Source organism: Klebsiella sp. GN_Kp190 (assembly GCF_040061795.1).
Lineage (GTDB): Bacteria > Pseudomonadota > Gammaproteobacteria > Enterobacterales > Enterobacteriaceae > Klebsiella > Klebsiella michiganensis.
Genome location: NZ_JBEAFN010000007.1, coordinates 44,184 through 58,795 on the forward strand (window position 1 = coordinate 44,184; position 14,612 = coordinate 58,795).

Genomic DNA, 14,612 nt, shown 5'->3' on the forward strand with positions numbered 1-14,612 from the left:
ATTTAAAGAGCAGCCATGATCGATGCTGGAATCTCGACGCTCGGCTGTATAAAAAGGCAATGTTGTGAAGCGTTATTTTGTAGTGCGTTAAGAGAAAGCGAGCAAGTACCTGAACATATTAGAACTGGGATAACCAGGGGGCTTTTAAAATGATAGTTGAGTGCCTTTATCTATCTTGTTGTTTTTTAAAAATGTTTTGGTTGTTTTGATGTTTTTTTCGGGGTGTTGAGCGAAGTCCAATAATGGATGAAATATTCTGTTGAGATGGTTGGGGGTTCTATTTCATAATCTTTTGCAGATTAATATTACATAAGGAAGTTGGCGTGTAAGCATTAGGGTGCTGATTGAAATGCGCCATGGGCTTTCTTTTTCAATATTTTACTCCGCTGTTTGTCATCTTAAATAATGTATTTAGGGGTCATTCTTCCCTGAATGAACCGTTGTATGGTTCTATTTTAAAAGAATGAATGAGTAATGATTATATTTTTATTAAGGATTAAATAATGAAAAAGCAATTTGTAATGACTGCTGTGGCAGCATTGTTCAGCGTAGGGATGGGTGTGGCTCATGCGGTTGATGGAACGATCAACTTCGTCGGTACCGTTACTGCCGACAGTTGCACCGTGGATATCAACGATCAGACAAACCCAACCCTGAACCTGGGTACCGTGAACACGGTTGATCTGGCGAAAGCTGGCGACACCGGTCCGGCAACGAACTTTACGCTGGATCTCACCGCTTGCCCGAATACGGTTACCGCAGCAAGCGTGACTTTTACTGGCAATGCCGATGGCTCTATGAACACGGCGTTCAAAAATGAGTCCAGCGACAGCGGCGCGGCTACTAATGTTGGCGTTCAGCTGTACGACGCATCTGCAGCCAAAGTCAGCCCGTCTTCTGCTGTCGACGTTAGCTCTTTCCTGACGGCGGACGCTACCACTACCGAAGCACATATTCCATTCACCGCGCGTATGGTTGCTGTGGCTGATACCGCAACTGCCGGTACGCTGGTTTCTCACGCTGACTACACCATCAGCTACCAGTAACCCTCCGTATCAGGGAGAACGCCAGGGCACGGAGGCCCTTGTTTTCAAACGATTAGGAAAGAGGATGCAACGGTTCATGAGAAAGTCAGTTATTTACGGTCTGCTGGCGGCTGCGATGTGCGCCGTAACATCTGCGCACGCAGGGGTCGTTATCGGCGGTACGAGACTGGTTTATCACGGCGGCGATAAGGAAGCGTCCATTCAGGTGATGAACAGCGCTAACGGTCAGATTCCCTACCTTATTCAAAGTTTTGTCGATGACAAAGGCCCGAAAGGAGATCGTCCTGGTACCACCGGTTCGCTGCCCTTTACCGTTACGCCACCGCTGTTTCGACTGGATGCTGGTTCAGAAAATACTATTCGCGTTGTCAGAACAGGGGGGAATTTCCCGGCAGATCGGGAAAGCGTTTACTGGCTGGATGTGAAGGCGATACCGGCAAACAATCCGGCGGATAAGGGCAAGAACGTGCTGCGCTTTTCGCTGAAAAACCGAATCAAACTTTTTTATCGTCCCAAAGGCGTTGCCGATCCCACCAGTGAGGCAATGGAGGCGATCGGTTTTCACAGGACGGGCAACAAGCTGACCGTCACCAATCCAACCCCTTGGTATCTGAGCTTCTTTAAGCTGAACGTCGGTGACAAAGTGGTCGATACGGCGTTTACCATGGTCGCGCCGCACGGTTCGACTGATTACACCATTCCGGCAGGGGCAGGCGGGAAAATCACCTGGCAATATATCAATGATTATGGCGCAGGATCGTTGGTTCTGGACGGGAAAGGGTAATCATGTCTCAACCATCCATAGACGTAGCGGGCAAAAGCAGCGCTTTTTTATTACAACCGCTTGCCTGCATTATTATTTTAGCGCTGTATGGAACGCAGGGCGCGCTGGCTCAGGATGAGTTCGATATGGCGGCGCTGGAGACCAGTGGACCCAAACTTAACGTTGATCTCAGCCAGTTTTCCCAACCCGGTTCACAGCTACCGGGTCGCTACCACGTAGACGTTTATGTGAACCATGAGCAGGTTGACACGCAAACGCTGGACTTTGTGCAGGATAAACATGGGCAGCTTACGCCTGTGGTGACCCCCGCGCTGTTGGCGCAGTGGGGTATTAAGATTGGTGATATCGATGCGCTGCGGAACAAGAACAGTATCAACGATCTGGCTGCAACCGTCCCGGATAGCCAGATCAGACTCGATTACAGCCAGATGCGTCTGGATCTCACCATACCGCAGGCTGACGTCAACAGCGCGGCGCAGGATTCCGTCAGCCCGACGCTGTGGGATGAAGGAGTGCCGGCGCTGCTGCTGGGCTATGACTTTAACGGTTCAAACACCTGGCGCGACGAGAACGATTCTGGAAGGGAAGATAGCTATTTTCTGAACCTGCACAGCGGCATTAACCTGGGCGCGTGGCGGCTGCGAAACTACAGCACCTGGACCTACAGCAAATCGCCGGAATATCATGACACCACAAGCGGCGAAGACGTTAGCAGCGGCGGGAGCAGCGAAAGCGACTGGAGCTCCATCAACACCTTTTTACAACGCGACGTGCAGGCCGTACAGGGGCTGTTAACGCTGGGCGATGCGACCACTCCTTCCGATGTTTACGACGGTTTTACGTTCCGCGGCGTCCAGCTTTCTTCAGACGATGACATGCTGCCTGACAGTCTGCGCAACTTTGCGCCAACGGTACATGGCATTGCAACCAGCAACGCGACGGTCACCATTCGCCAGAATAATAGCGTGATTTACCAGAAGCAGGTACCGCCGGGGCCGTTTAAGATCGACGATCTCTACCCAAACTCCACAAACGGCGACCTACTGGTAACGATTAAAGAGTCAGACGGCAGCGAACGCAGCTTCGTCCAGCCGTTCTCCAGCGTGGCAATCATGCAGCGCGAAGGGCATCTTAAGTATGACTTCACCGGCGGTAAATACCGCAGCAACAGCGATGGTCAGGAGCCGAAGTTCGCCCAGATGACGCTGATCTACGGCCTACCGTACGATATGACGATATACGGCGGTACGCAGCTGGCGGATAGCTACCAGAACGGGCTGTTGGGGATGGGATTCACCCTCGGTGAACTGGGCTCCATCTCCTTTGACGGGGCCTATTCCTCGGCCGATTTGAGCAATGACGAGCACAAAGAGGGGCAGTCCATACGCGCCCAGTACTCAAAAAGTATGCTCAGCACCGGCTCAACGATCACGCTGGCGGCATACCGTTATTCCACTAAGGGCTACTACAGCTTTCAGGATGCGGCGGATCTAATCGTCAATGATTCTCACGATGACGATCTGAACGACCAGGATGAATTTGACTTAAGCCATAACAAACGTTCCCGCTGGCAGCTGTCACTCAGTCAGTCGCTACCAGAGGGCTGGGGATCGCTTTATGCGAGCGGCTACCAGCAGGATTACTGGAACGAAGGTGGATATGAGCGAAACCTGTCCCTCGGCTACGACACCAGCTGGGATGGCATGACGTTGGGCCTGAATTACACCTTCAGCAGCATGCCGGGAACAGAGGACGACCATCAGGGCGCGTTGAATATCAGTATCCCGCTGAGTAAATGGCTGCCGAAAGCCTATGCCGGATATAGCCTCAACACTAACCGCCACGGAGACACCACCCAGCAGGTTAGCTTGTACGGTACGGCTTTGAAGGATTCGAACCTTAGCTATAGCGTGATGGAAGGCTACAGCAACCATGAAAATTCCGGCAATAACGGCACGCTATCCGTCGATTATACCGGTCGCGCGGGCGAAGCGAACATGGGTTACAACTACGATCCGGACAGCAGGCAGGTGAACTATGGCGTGCAGGGCGGAGTGGTGGTGCACCCTTACGGCGTCACCTTTTCGCAGTCGCTGAGTGAGGATATCCAGTCGCTGGCGCTGGTGCGCTCGCCGGGGGTCAGCGATGTGACCGTGGAAAACGGCACCGGGGTCAGCACCGACTGGCGCGGTTATGCCATCGTACCTTATCTCACGCCGTATCGCCGCACGACGGTAAGGCTTGATACCAGCACCCTGGCCGACAATGCGGAAGTCGATAGCTCCACGGCGCAGGTGGTGCCGACGGAAGGGGCGATTGTACTGGCGGGGTTTAAAACGCATATCGGCGCGAGGGTGTTGATGCATCTGCATCACGCGAATACGGACGTTCCTTTCGGCGCCACCGTCACGCTGGCAGAGGACGACAGCGTCAACAGCATCGTTAGCGACGGCGGTTCAGTGTATCTGACCGGGATGCCGCAGCAGGGCGACATCCTGGCACAGTGGGGCAAAGGAAAAAATGCGCAGTGCCATGCCCATTATCAGCTGCCGCAAGAGGGTGAAAAAACTGGCGTAATTAATCTTGATGCGCAATGTCAGTAGAGAAAAGGTGGTGAAATGAAAAACAGAACAACATGCAGGCCGCCGTTGACAGGGCAGCGCGAGGCAAACACACGGTTTTTTCGCCAGGCGGTAATGGCTGGATGCGCTTGCACGCTATCGCTGAATGTCTGGGCTTCAGAGTGTTACTCGAGTGTTGCCTCAACGAGCGTTGATCTGAAAACGATATCGGTGTCGCCGGATCTGGCCGTTGGACAATCGATTACCGGCGGCGATAAAACGTTTGATTCGGTTCAGTTTGCGTCATGTGAATCCTCATTTACGGTAGAGAAATACTTTTATGGTTATCTCTATTCGTCGTTGGCTTCGGCGGGAACCTATAACGGCCGACTGACTTTTAAAACCAATTTGTCCGGCGTTGGCGTTCAGCTTGGCGCCAGCATGTCGGATACGAAAGGGGCCTCGGGCAACGGCTGGATAACCAGCGGCTCGTCAATAAAGCTGTTAACCGATGACAGTATCGGTTGGGGGGCGATGATTTATATGTCGATTACCCCAAAGCTTAATTTAATTAAAATCGCCGACTCGGTAAGCGGCGGTACGCTCTCCGGAAAGGTTGGTTACGGTCAGGCGAACGGCAACCAGGGGTCGGCAAATATCGATATTAATTTCACTGGCACGTTGTCGGCCAGCGGCTGTACCCTCTCCGGCGGCTCGGATCTGAGTTTTACGCTTGATGATGTGCAAAAAAGCGAACTGCCTTCGGTCGGGAGCACTTGGGGAGAGAGCAGTGAAAAAGATATATCGCTGAGCTGTACTGCCGGAACGAATGTCTATTTTACCCTTAGCGGCACACAGGAACCTGGCACCAGTGATACCAGTATATTAAAGAATAATGGCACCGCTAAAGGACTTTCCGTGCAGGTGATGGATCTGCATGGCGGCGGTAATCACCCGGTCAATCTGAATTACCGCTGGTCGCCGATTACCAGCTCAGGGACGACGGCAAAAATACCGCTCGCCGCGCGTTATATTCGCACGGGCGACTTAACCCCGGGCTCCGTTGACGCCAGCGCCACCTACACGCTTGATTATGATTAAGGAGAATGAATATGTTTCTGCGTTTATTTTTTCTCCCTTTGTTACTGCTAGCGATAGCGTCATTAGCTGAGGCTGACGGGGGCAATATTCATATTACGGGAAATTTGACGGCTCAATCCTGCACAGTAGATGGCGCTACAGATTTTACGCTTTCTTTGGGTACGGTTGACCGGGCGGATTTACCTTCTGTGGGTTCAACGGCTAATCAGGTTGGACTCAATATCCCGCTAAGTTGTATCAGCGGTACGAAAGTAATAATACAGATTGACGGCACCAGCGTAAGTGACAATAACACGGTCATGGTAAATACCGGTACCGCGGAGGGGGTCGGTACGCAATTACTGGAGCCCAACAATAACAACAGGCCTGTCCCACTCGGGAGTTCCTGGACAATTATCGAAAATTCACAGACCAGCGAAGTGATTACCCTTGGCGCCAGATTCTACAGAACAGGCGATGTGGTTCCCGGAACAGTGAATGCGACGGCGACTTATACCCTCTCATATGAATGAAAATGACAGGGTAGATATTTTTCTGCCCTGTCAGGTTATCGCGCTGTGCTTTCATCAGACTGCAGGCGGTCAGTAATGAAATCTCGATATGATTTATGCAGGTGCAGTTCGTGAGTTCTTTTGCTTGCCGCTAAACATTTGATGTGATTTTTAGCGTAAAAAGTGAACAATGACACAGCGTTTTTAATTCAGAATACAAAATCGCGGATGGTCCCGCACGACTACGCGCCAGTACAAACAATAAAAACCCACATTAACAATCAGTTAATGCGGGTTAGTCAATGCTCACATACTGAGCTTATTTACCGATACAGAAACTTGAGAAAATGCGTCCCAGCAGGTCGTCGGAGGTAAACTCGCCGGTGATTTCGCTCAGGCTCTGCTGGGCCAGGCGCAGCTCTTCCGCCAGCAGCTCGCCAGCCCAGGCGCCCAGTAGCTGCGCTTTACCCTGCTGAAGATGCTCTGCGGCGTCGGACAGCGCCTGCAAATGGCGGCGGCGCGCCAGAAAGCCGCCTTCCATATTGGTTTCAAAGCCCATGCTCTGCTTGAGATGATTACGCAGCACGTCTACGCCTTCGCCGGTACGCGCCGAAAGGCGAACAAGTGAGTGGTCATTCACTTCGCTCAGCCCCAGCGTTTCGCCGGTGATATCCGCCTTGTTGCGCACCACGGTAATCGGCAGGTTTTTCGGCAGACGGGCGATAAAATCTGGCCAGATATCTGCCGGATCGGTCGCATCGGTGGTGGTACCATCGACCATAAACAGCACGCGATCGGCTTGTTCAATCTCCTGCCAGGCGCGTTCGATGCCGATACGTTCGACCTCATCGTTCGCATCGCGCAGGCCGGCGGTATCAATGATGTGCAGCGGCATACCGTCGATATGGATATGCTCGCGCAGCACGTCGCGGGTGGTACCGGCAATATCGGTGACGATAGCCGCCTCCCGGCCCGCCAGCGCGTTCAGCAGGCTTGATTTCCCGGCGTTCGGCCGCCCGGCAATGACGACCTTCATCCCTTCGCGCAGCAGGCTACCCTGGCGCGCTTCGGCGCGCACGGCGTCAAGATCGGCGATAACGTCATTTAGCTGGGCTTCGATTTTGCCATCGGAGAGGAAGTCGATCTCCTCGTCCGGGAAATCAATGGCCGCTTCCACGTAGATGCGCAGGTGCGTCAGCGCTTCCACAAGATGGTTTACGCGAGTGGAGAATGCGCCCTGCAGCGAATTCAGCGCAGAACGCGCCGCCTGCTCGGAGCTGGCGTCGATCAGGTCGGCAATGGCTTCTGCCTGTGCCAGGTCGAGCTTGTCGTTTAAAAACGCGCGCTCGGAGAACTCGCCGGGCCTGGCGATGCGCACGCCCGGCAGCGTCAGAATGCGTTTCAGAAGCAGGTCGAGGATAACGGGGCCGCCGTGGCCCTGAAGCTCCAGCACGTCTTCGCCGGTAAAGGAGTTCGGGCCGGGGAACCACAGCGCAATCCCCTGATCCAGCGCGCTGCCGTCGCTGTCTTTAAACGGCAGGTAGTCGGCATAGCGCGGCTTCGGCAGCTTGCCCAGCACCGCCTGCGCAACGTCGCGCGCTTTCAGGCCAGAGATGCGCAGAATGCCCACACCACCGCGTCCCGGTGGGGTTGCCTGGGCGACGATAGTGTCGTTATGGCTCATGGTGACTCTCTATGTAGATGTAAAAAAGGCGGTCTATTGACCGCCTTCTCTGGCATTAACTTTGCCGTAGATTCTCGAAATAGTTCAAGTTGCAGGAAGGCGGCAAGTTAGAGAGGCCCCGGGAGCTTACTGAAGTAAGTGACCGGGGCGAACTAACGAAGCCAACGCATCTGCGGCTTGAAGAATGAAGAGAATCAGGATTTTTTCTTCTCGCGGCTATGCAGGCCACGCTTCTCCAGACCACGGTAAATCAGCTGCTGCTGAATAATGGTGACCAGGTTGCTGACGATATAGTAAACCACCAGACCGGATGGGAACCACAGGAAGAACACCGTGAAGATGACCGGCATAAAGGTCATGATCTTCTGCTGCATCGGGTCGGTCACGGTGGTCGGAGACATCTTCTGGATGAAGAACATCGTCGCGCCCATGATGATCGGCAGGATGTAGTACGGGTCTTGCGCAGACAGGTCGTGGATCCACAGGATAAACGGCGCATGACGCAGTTCAACCGAGGCGCTCAGCATGTAGTACAGCGCAAGGAAGATTGGCATCTGGATAATCAGCGGGAAGCAGCCACCCAGCGGGTTAACCTTCTCAGCTTTATACAGGGCCATCATTTCCTGGCTTTGACGCTGCTTGTCGTCGCCCAGACGCTCGCGCATTGCCTGAATCTTCGGCTGCAGCATACGCATCTTCGCCATGGAGGTGTACTGCGCTTTAGTCAGCGGGTACATGATGCCACGAACGATAAAGGTGATGACGATGATGGAGAAGCCCCAGTTGCCCAGGAAGCTATGGATCCATTTCAGCAGTTTGAACAGCGGCTGAGAGATAAACCACAGCCAGCCGTAGTCGACGGTCAGGTCAAGATGCGGCGCAACGGCGGCCATTTTGTCCTGAATAGCCGGGCCGACCCACAGGGTGCTTTCCAGCTTATCGGTTTGACCCGGCTGCACCAGAACCGGCTGAGATTTGTAGCCGATTGCCACAATACCGTTGCCGAGATTCGCGGTGTAGAAGTTGTTAGTACCGGTGTTCTGCGGAACCCATGCGGTAGTAAAGTACTGCTGCAGCATGGCAACCCAGCCGTTTTTGGTGCTGACGTTCAGGTTTTCGTTATCGACGATAGTATCGAATTTGTATTTTTCGTACTTCGTTTCAGACGTTGAGTACGCCGCGCCACGGAAGGTGTGCATCGTCGTCAGACCGCCGGTCTGCGTGTCGCGATGCGTCGGCAGGTTGGCGGTTTGCTTCAGCTGGCCAAAGGTCGACAGTTCCAGCGGTTTTTCGCTGGCGTTCTGCACGCTATAGCCGACGTTCACCGCATATTCACCGCGCTTCAGGGTGAAAGTTTTGGTGAATACGTTGCCTGCTTTATCGGTGTACGTCAGAGGAATGACGATTTCGTTCTGGCCATCAGCCATCACAAACGCATCTTTATCGACGTTATACAACGGACGCGGTCCGTTAGCCGGGTTGTCCGGGCCATCACGACCGGTCAGGCCGCTCTGCGCCTGATAGGTAAACTGCGGCGTGGTTTCCAGAAGCTGGAACGGCTCAGTTGACTTCAGCTCTTTCGGATAATCCAGAAGCAGCGCTTGCTCAACATCACCACCGCGGGTGTTGATGGTCAGGTCAAGCACATCGGTTTTTACCGTAATCAGTTTCCCCTGGCCACTGGCCGGTACGCCCTGGTCGGCGGCGCTACCCGTTGCTGTGGTCGTTGTCTGCGTGGTCTGCTGCTGGGGTTGAGGATTGTTATCCTGCTCCCAGGCTTGCCAGATCATGAAAGACACGAACAACAAAGCGATGATAAGAAGATTGCGTTGCGAATCCATCGTTAGTGTTCTCTGGTATCAAATGGTCCAGGCGGGACGGGATCGTCACCACCAGGGTGTAAAGGGTGGCATTTTAATACGCGTTTCACCGTCAACCAACTGCCTTTTATCAATCCAAACCTGCGCAATGCCTCAATTCCGTATTGAGAACAGGTCGGCGTGAAACGACAGTGCGGCCCGAGTAGCGGACTAATCAGGCGCTGATAGACCCGAATCAGGCCTATCAGGACCCGCGAGCCAGGCGACAGTGGCGGCGCCATAATTTTTCCAACGCTTCCGAGAGAGCACGGTTATCGAGGTCGGCAACCCCTTTCTTCGCCACCACCACGAAATCCATTGGCGGGAGTTCATGTTGACGTAAACGGAAGCTTTCACGCGTCAGACGTTTAATCCGATTGCGTTCATGCGCGCGCTTGACGTTTTTCTTGGCGACGGTAAGACCGATGCGGGGATGCCCCAGCGAATTTTGGCGGCCGAGGATGGTGATTTGCGGCGTGCCAGCCCGTAATGGCTGCTGGAAGACGAAAGTGAAATGACTGGGAGTTAACAAGCGTAACTCCCTGGGAAATGCGAGCTTAACCACTCAGGGTTAGCTTTATTACTTGGAAACGGTCAGACGAGCGCGGCTTTTAGCACGACGACGTGCCAGAACCTGACGACCATTTTTAGTAGCCATACGAGCACGGAAGCCGTGAGAACGGTTGCGCTTCAGTACAGACGGTTGAAAAGTGCGTTTCATGGCGATTTCTACCTAAACTTGAATAATTTCACTGACTTTCGCGTAAATCCGAACGAATTTCGAACGGCCTACGCCTCAGCGTGGGTGATTAAAGAGGCCGGATTGTAATAATTGTACACTCCGGAGTCAATTCTCTTTCCTTATTTCTCGCACCTTGCCGCACAAAAAACAGGCGATGGCACGCTGCGGAAAACGGGCTTTACGCGCCGGGTGGTGGATTATACGACCTGGTGGATAAAGCGCAAGGATCGCAAAGGATCTTTGTTAGATCGATTAAGCCCAAAACCAGGATAGTTCATTAATTTTTCCAATATGCGGCTGAAATCGTGCCCCACTCCAGCCAGGATCGATTACACTTACCCAGCTTCGATCCTTCCTGTGGATAAATCGGGAAGAATCTGTTGAGAAACACAAGATCTCTTTCTCAGTTTAGGCTATGATCCCCGGTCCCGATCGGGATCCAGAGATCCGCATCGGGTAATAACCGCAGATAGCGGTTCGCACGTCACCCCTTTTGTGCAGGGGCTTTTCGGCTATGCAGGGTCTTGTCGACGTGTGCCAACAATCACGATTGTTTCAGTTTCTCTTTATATATCGATTTTTGTTCGAGTGGAGTCCGCCGTGTCACTTTCGCTTTGGCAGCAGTGTCTTGCCCGATTGCAGGATGAGTTACCAGCCACAGAATTCAGCATGTGGATACGCCCTTTGCAGGCGGAATTGAGCGATAACACGCTGGCACTGTATGCGCCAAACCGTTTTGTGCTCGATTGGGTAAGGGATAAATACCTCAATAATATCAATGGACTCCTCAATGATTTTTGCGGTGCGGATGCCCCACAGCTGCGGTTTGAGGTGGGCGCTAAGCCTGCCGTTCAGATGCAGAGAGGTACGGTAAGCGTTGCGGCCGCAGCACCTGCGCAGCAGATCCAGACGGCGCGCGTTGCGCCCACTATCGTGCGTCCGGGCTGGGATAACGTTCCGGCGCCGGCAGAACCGACCTACCGCTCTAACGTCAACGTCAAACATACGTTTGATAACTTCGTCGAAGGTAAATCCAACCAGCTGGCTCGCGCGGCGGCGCGTCAGGTTGCGGATAATCCCGGCGGCGCGTACAACCCGCTGTTTCTTTATGGCGGCACCGGCCTGGGTAAAACGCACCTTTTACATGCGGTGGGTAACGGAATTGTGGCGCGTAAACCCAATGCGAAAGTGGTTTACATGCACTCCGAGCGTTTTGTACAGGACATGGTAAAAGCCCTGCAAAACAACGCCATTGAAGAATTTAAGCGCTATTACCGCTCCGTTGACGCACTGCTGATCGATGACATTCAGTTTTTTGCTAATAAAGAGCGCTCGCAGGAAGAGTTTTTCCACACCTTTAACGCCCTGCTGGAAGGCAATCAGCAGATCATCCTGACGTCGGATCGCTATCCGAAGGAGATCAACGGGGTTGAAGATCGTCTGAAATCACGCTTCGGCTGGGGGCTGACGGTTGCGATCGAGCCGCCTGAGCTGGAAACCCGCGTGGCGATCCTGATGAAAAAAGCCGATGAAAACGACATCCGCCTGCCGGGCGAAGTGGCGTTCTTCATTGCCAAGCGCCTGCGCTCTAACGTACGTGAGCTGGAAGGGGCGCTGAACCGCGTTATCGCCAACGCCAACTTTACCGGCCGGGCGATCACCATCGATTTCGTACGCGAAGCGCTGCGCGATCTGTTGGCTTTACAGGAAAAACTGGTCACCATCGACAATATTCAAAAGACGGTGGCGGAGTATTACAAAATTAAGGTAGCGGACCTGCTGTCTAAACGCCGCTCCCGTTCGGTGGCGCGCCCCCGCCAGATGGCGATGGCGCTGGCAAAAGAGCTGACCAACCACAGTCTGCCGGAAATCGGCGATGCGTTTGGCGGCCGCGACCATACCACCGTCCTGCACGCTTGCCGTAAGATTGAGCAACTGCGTGAAGAAAGCCACGATATCAAAGAAGATTTTTCCAATTTAATCAGAACATTATCCTCGTGACGCTATGAAATTTACCGTAGAACGTGAACATTTATTAAAACCGCTGCAACAGGTGAGCGGTCCTTTAGGTGGTCGTCCGACGCTACCGATTCTTGGCAACCTGCTCCTTCAGGTTACCGATGGCGCGCTGTCGCTGACCGGTACCGATCTGGAAATGGAAATGGTCGCGCGCGTTGCGCTGATTCAGCCGCACGAAGCGGGAGCAACAACCGTTCCGGCGCGTAAATTTTTTGATATCTGCCGCGGCCTGCCTGAAGGCGCGGAGATCGCGGTACAGCTGGAAGGCGAGCGTATGCTGGTGCGTTCCGGTCGCAGCCGCTTCTCGCTCTCTACGCTGCCTGCAGCGGATTTCCCCAACCTTGATGACTGGCAGAGCGAAGTTGAATTTACCCTGCCGCAGGCGACCATGAAGCGCCTGATCGAGGCGACGCAGTTTTCGATGGCTCACCAGGACGTTCGCTATTACTTGAACGGCATGCTGTTTGAAACCGAAGGCAGCGAACTGCGCACCGTGGCGACCGACGGCCACCGCCTGGCGGTTTGCTCGATGCCGCTGGAAGAGTCCCTGCCCAATCATTCGGTGATCGTACCGCGTAAAGGCGTGATTGAGCTGATGCGTATGCTCGACGGCGGCGATACCCCGCTGCGCGTGCAGATCGGCAGCAATAATATCCGCGCTCACGTTGGCGACTTTATCTTCACTTCAAAGCTGGTAGATGGTCGTTTCCCTGACTATCGCCGCGTACTGCCGAAAAACCCGGATAAGCACCTGGACGCCGGCTGCGATATTCTCAAGCAGGCCTTTGCCCGCGCGGCGATTCTTTCTAACGAAAAATTTCGCGGCGTGCGCCTTTACGTCAGTGAAAATCAGCTGAAAATCACCGCCAATAACCCGGAACAGGAAGAAGCGGAAGAGATTCTGGACGTCACCTATGCCGGGACTGAGATGGAAATCGGCTTTAACGTCAGCTATGTACTGGATGTGCTTAACGCGCTGAAGTGCGAGAATGTGCGTATTCTGCTGACCGATTCCGTGTCGAGCGTGCAGATTGAGGATGCGGCTTCTCAATCCGCAGCCTATGTCGTCATGCCTATGCGATTGTAGAATCTGCAAAGGGGCTGGTTTACTTGCCATTTCGCCTTCCGGCAGTGCTCGAAATGCTCACGTACTTCGTGTACGCTCCGCTTTCTGCGCGCTGGCGGTAGACGAACTGGCTGCGACACCCACGCCCCTTGAATGATGACGAGCTGATATGTCGCTATCCCGACTTCTAATCAAAGACTTCCGCAATATTGAAAATGCGGATCTCGCCCTATCCCCCGGCTTTAACTTCCTGGTTGGCGCCAATGGCAGCGGCAAAACCAGCGTACTTGAAGCTATCTACACGCTTGGCCACGGTCGGGCGTTTCGTAGTTTGCAGATTGGCCGCGTGATTCGTCACGAGCAGGAGTCCTTTGTCCTGCACGGTCGCCTGCAGGGCGAAGAGCGAGAAGTATCTATCGGCCTGACAAAAGATAAGCAGGGCGACAGCAAGGTGCGTATCGATGGTACCGACGGGCATAAAGTGGCGGAGCTGGCGCACCTGATGCCGATGCAGCTGATTACGCCCGAGGGGTTTACTTTACTCAACGGCGGCCCCAAATACAGAAGAGCGTTCCTTGACTGGGGATGCTTCCACAACGAAGCCGGATTCTTTACCGCCTGGAGCAACCTGAAGCGCCTGGTGAAGCAGCGCAACGCCGCGCTGCGTCAGGTCAGCCGCTATGCGCAGCTGCGGCCCTGGGATCTGGAGCTGATACCGCTGGCGGAGCAAATCAGCCGCTGGCGGGCCGAATACAGTGCCGCTATCGTCGAAGACATGGCGGATACCTGTCGGCAGTTTTTACCGGAGTTTGCTCTCACCTTCTCTTTCCAGCGCGGCTGGGAGAAAGAAACGGATTATGCCGAGGTGCTGGAGCGAAATTTCGAACGCGACCGCATGCTAACCTATACCGCCCACGGCCCGCACAAAGCGGATTTCCGCATTCGTGCCGACGGCGCGCCGGTAGAGGATACATTGTCACGCGGGCAGCTTAAGCTGCTGATGTGCGCCCTACGACTGGCGCAAGGCGAGTTTCTGACCCGTGAAAGCGGGCGGCGCTGCCTGTACCTGATAGATGATTTTGCCTCGGAACTTGACGACGCGCGGCGCGGGCTGCTGGCCAGCCGCTTAAAAGCCACGCAGTCGCAGGTTTTCGTCAGCGCCATTAGCGCTGAACACGTTATGGACATGTCGGACGAAAATTCGAAGATGTTTACCGTGGAAAAGGGTAAAATAGCGGATTAACCTAAGATAAAATGAG

Annotated in this window: 13 protein-coding genes; 8 read left to right on the forward strand and 5 right to left on the reverse strand. The window is 53.9% G+C overall.

What is annotated here, in order from left to right:
* Positions 1-503: 503 nt before the first annotated feature.
* The 5 genes from ABLU67_RS05115 (at position 504) to ABLU67_RS05135 (ending at position 6,004) form a co-directional block, all read left to right on the forward strand.
* Positions 504-1,046 (forward strand): fimbrial protein, encoded by a 543-nt coding sequence (locus ABLU67_RS05115; RefSeq protein ID WP_025107553.1) that lies wholly within the window; start codon positions 504-506, stop codon positions 1,044-1,046.
* A gap of 76 nt (positions 1,047-1,122) precedes the next feature.
* Positions 1,123-1,830, forward strand: a complete 708-nt coding sequence (locus ABLU67_RS05120; protein WP_032751796.1) for a molecular chaperone — start codon at positions 1,123-1,125, stop codon at positions 1,828-1,830.
* 2 nt (positions 1,831-1,832) lie between these two features.
* Positions 1,833-4,433, forward strand: a complete 2,601-nt coding sequence (locus tag ABLU67_RS05125) for a fimbria/pilus outer membrane usher protein (RefSeq protein WP_025107555.1) — start codon at positions 1,833-1,835, stop codon at positions 4,431-4,433.
* Positions 4,434-4,622: 189 nt separating this feature from the next.
* Positions 4,623-5,492 (forward strand): fimbrial protein, encoded by an 870-nt coding sequence (locus tag ABLU67_RS05130; protein WP_025107556.1) that lies wholly within the window; start codon positions 4,623-4,625, stop codon positions 5,490-5,492.
* Between the two features lie 11 nt (positions 5,493-5,503).
* A complete protein-coding gene (locus ABLU67_RS05135; RefSeq protein WP_025107557.1) occupies positions 5,504-6,004 on the forward strand; it encodes a fimbrial protein in 501 nt (166 codons plus the stop codon).
* 298 nt (positions 6,005-6,302) lie between these two features.
* On the opposite strand, the gene mnmE is transcribed toward ABLU67_RS05135, so the two are convergent.
* From mnmE to rpmH, 5 genes are all read right to left on the reverse strand, one after another.
* Entirely contained in the window at positions 6,303-7,667 is a 1,365-nt protein-coding gene (gene mnmE, locus ABLU67_RS05140; RefSeq protein WP_025107558.1) for a tRNA uridine-5-carboxymethylaminomethyl(34) synthesis GTPase MnmE, read from the reverse strand.
* A 194-nt stretch (positions 7,668-7,861) separates the two neighbouring features.
* Positions 7,862-9,508 carry a membrane protein insertase YidC gene (gene yidC / locus ABLU67_RS05145; protein ID WP_004855708.1) on the reverse strand — a complete coding sequence of 549 codons (1,647 nt, stop codon included), beginning with the start codon at positions 9,506-9,508 and terminating at the stop codon, positions 7,862-7,864.
* A gap of 2 nt (positions 9,509-9,510) precedes the next feature.
* Positions 9,511-9,768 (reverse strand): membrane protein insertion efficiency factor YidD, encoded by a 258-nt coding sequence (gene yidD, locus ABLU67_RS05150; RefSeq protein WP_004871831.1) that lies wholly within the window; start codon positions 9,766-9,768, stop codon positions 9,511-9,513.
* Positions 9,732-10,091, reverse strand: coding sequence for a ribonuclease P protein component (gene rnpA, locus ABLU67_RS05155; protein ID WP_004871829.1), 360 nt, complete (start codon positions 10,089-10,091; stop codon positions 9,732-9,734). The genes yidD and rnpA overlap by 37 nt, the downstream gene beginning before the upstream one ends.
* A 15-nt stretch (positions 10,092-10,106) precedes the next feature.
* Positions 10,107-10,247, reverse strand: a complete 141-nt coding sequence (gene rpmH, locus ABLU67_RS05160; RefSeq protein WP_004871828.1) for a 50S ribosomal protein L34 — start codon at positions 10,245-10,247, stop codon at positions 10,107-10,109.
* A gap of 621 nt (positions 10,248-10,868) precedes the next feature.
* Here rpmH and dnaA point away from each other — a divergent pair.
* From dnaA to recF, 3 genes are all read left to right on the forward strand, one after another.
* Positions 10,869-12,269: a chromosomal replication initiator protein DnaA gene (dnaA, locus tag ABLU67_RS05165; protein WP_004871826.1), complete on the forward strand. Its 1,401-nt coding sequence runs from the start codon at positions 10,869-10,871 to the stop codon at positions 12,267-12,269.
* 4 nt (positions 12,270-12,273) lie between these two features.
* Entirely contained in the window at positions 12,274-13,374 is a 1,101-nt protein-coding gene (dnaN, locus tag ABLU67_RS05170) for a DNA polymerase III subunit beta (protein WP_004107206.1), read from the forward strand.
* Positions 13,375-13,522: 148 nt separating this feature from the next.
* Positions 13,523-14,596 (forward strand): DNA replication/repair protein RecF, encoded by a 1,074-nt coding sequence (gene recF / locus ABLU67_RS05175; RefSeq protein WP_004126948.1) that lies wholly within the window; start codon positions 13,523-13,525, stop codon positions 14,594-14,596.
* Positions 14,597-14,612 lie beyond the last annotated feature (16 nt).

Coding starts and splice junctions, on each gene's coding strand:
- ABLU67_RS05115 (WP_025107553.1), top strand. CDS start 504: ATGAAAAAGCAATTTGTAATGACTGCTGTGGCAGCATTGTTCAGCGTA.
- mnmE (WP_025107558.1), bottom strand. CDS start 7,667: ATGAGCCATAACGACACTATCGTCGCCCAGGCAACCCCACCGGGACGC.
- ABLU67_RS05120 (WP_032751796.1), top strand. CDS start 1,123: ATGAGAAAGTCAGTTATTTACGGTCTGCTGGCGGCTGCGATGTGCGCC.
- ABLU67_RS05125 (WP_025107555.1), top strand. CDS start 1,833: ATGTCTCAACCATCCATAGACGTAGCGGGCAAAAGCAGCGCTTTTTTA.
- ABLU67_RS05135 (WP_025107557.1), top strand. CDS start 5,504: ATGTTTCTGCGTTTATTTTTTCTCCCTTTGTTACTGCTAGCGATAGCG.
- recF (WP_004126948.1), top strand. CDS start 13,523: ATGTCGCTATCCCGACTTCTAATCAAAGACTTCCGCAATATTGAAAAT.
- yidD (WP_004871831.1), bottom strand. CDS start 9,768: ATGGCGCCGCCACTGTCGCCTGGCTCGCGGGTCCTGATAGGCCTGATT.
- yidC (WP_004855708.1), bottom strand. CDS start 9,508: ATGGATTCGCAACGCAATCTTCTTATCATCGCTTTGTTGTTCGTGTCT.
- dnaN (WP_004107206.1), top strand. CDS start 12,274: ATGAAATTTACCGTAGAACGTGAACATTTATTAAAACCGCTGCAACAG.
- rpmH (WP_004871828.1), bottom strand. CDS start 10,247: ATGAAACGCACTTTTCAACCGTCTGTACTGAAGCGCAACCGTTCTCAC.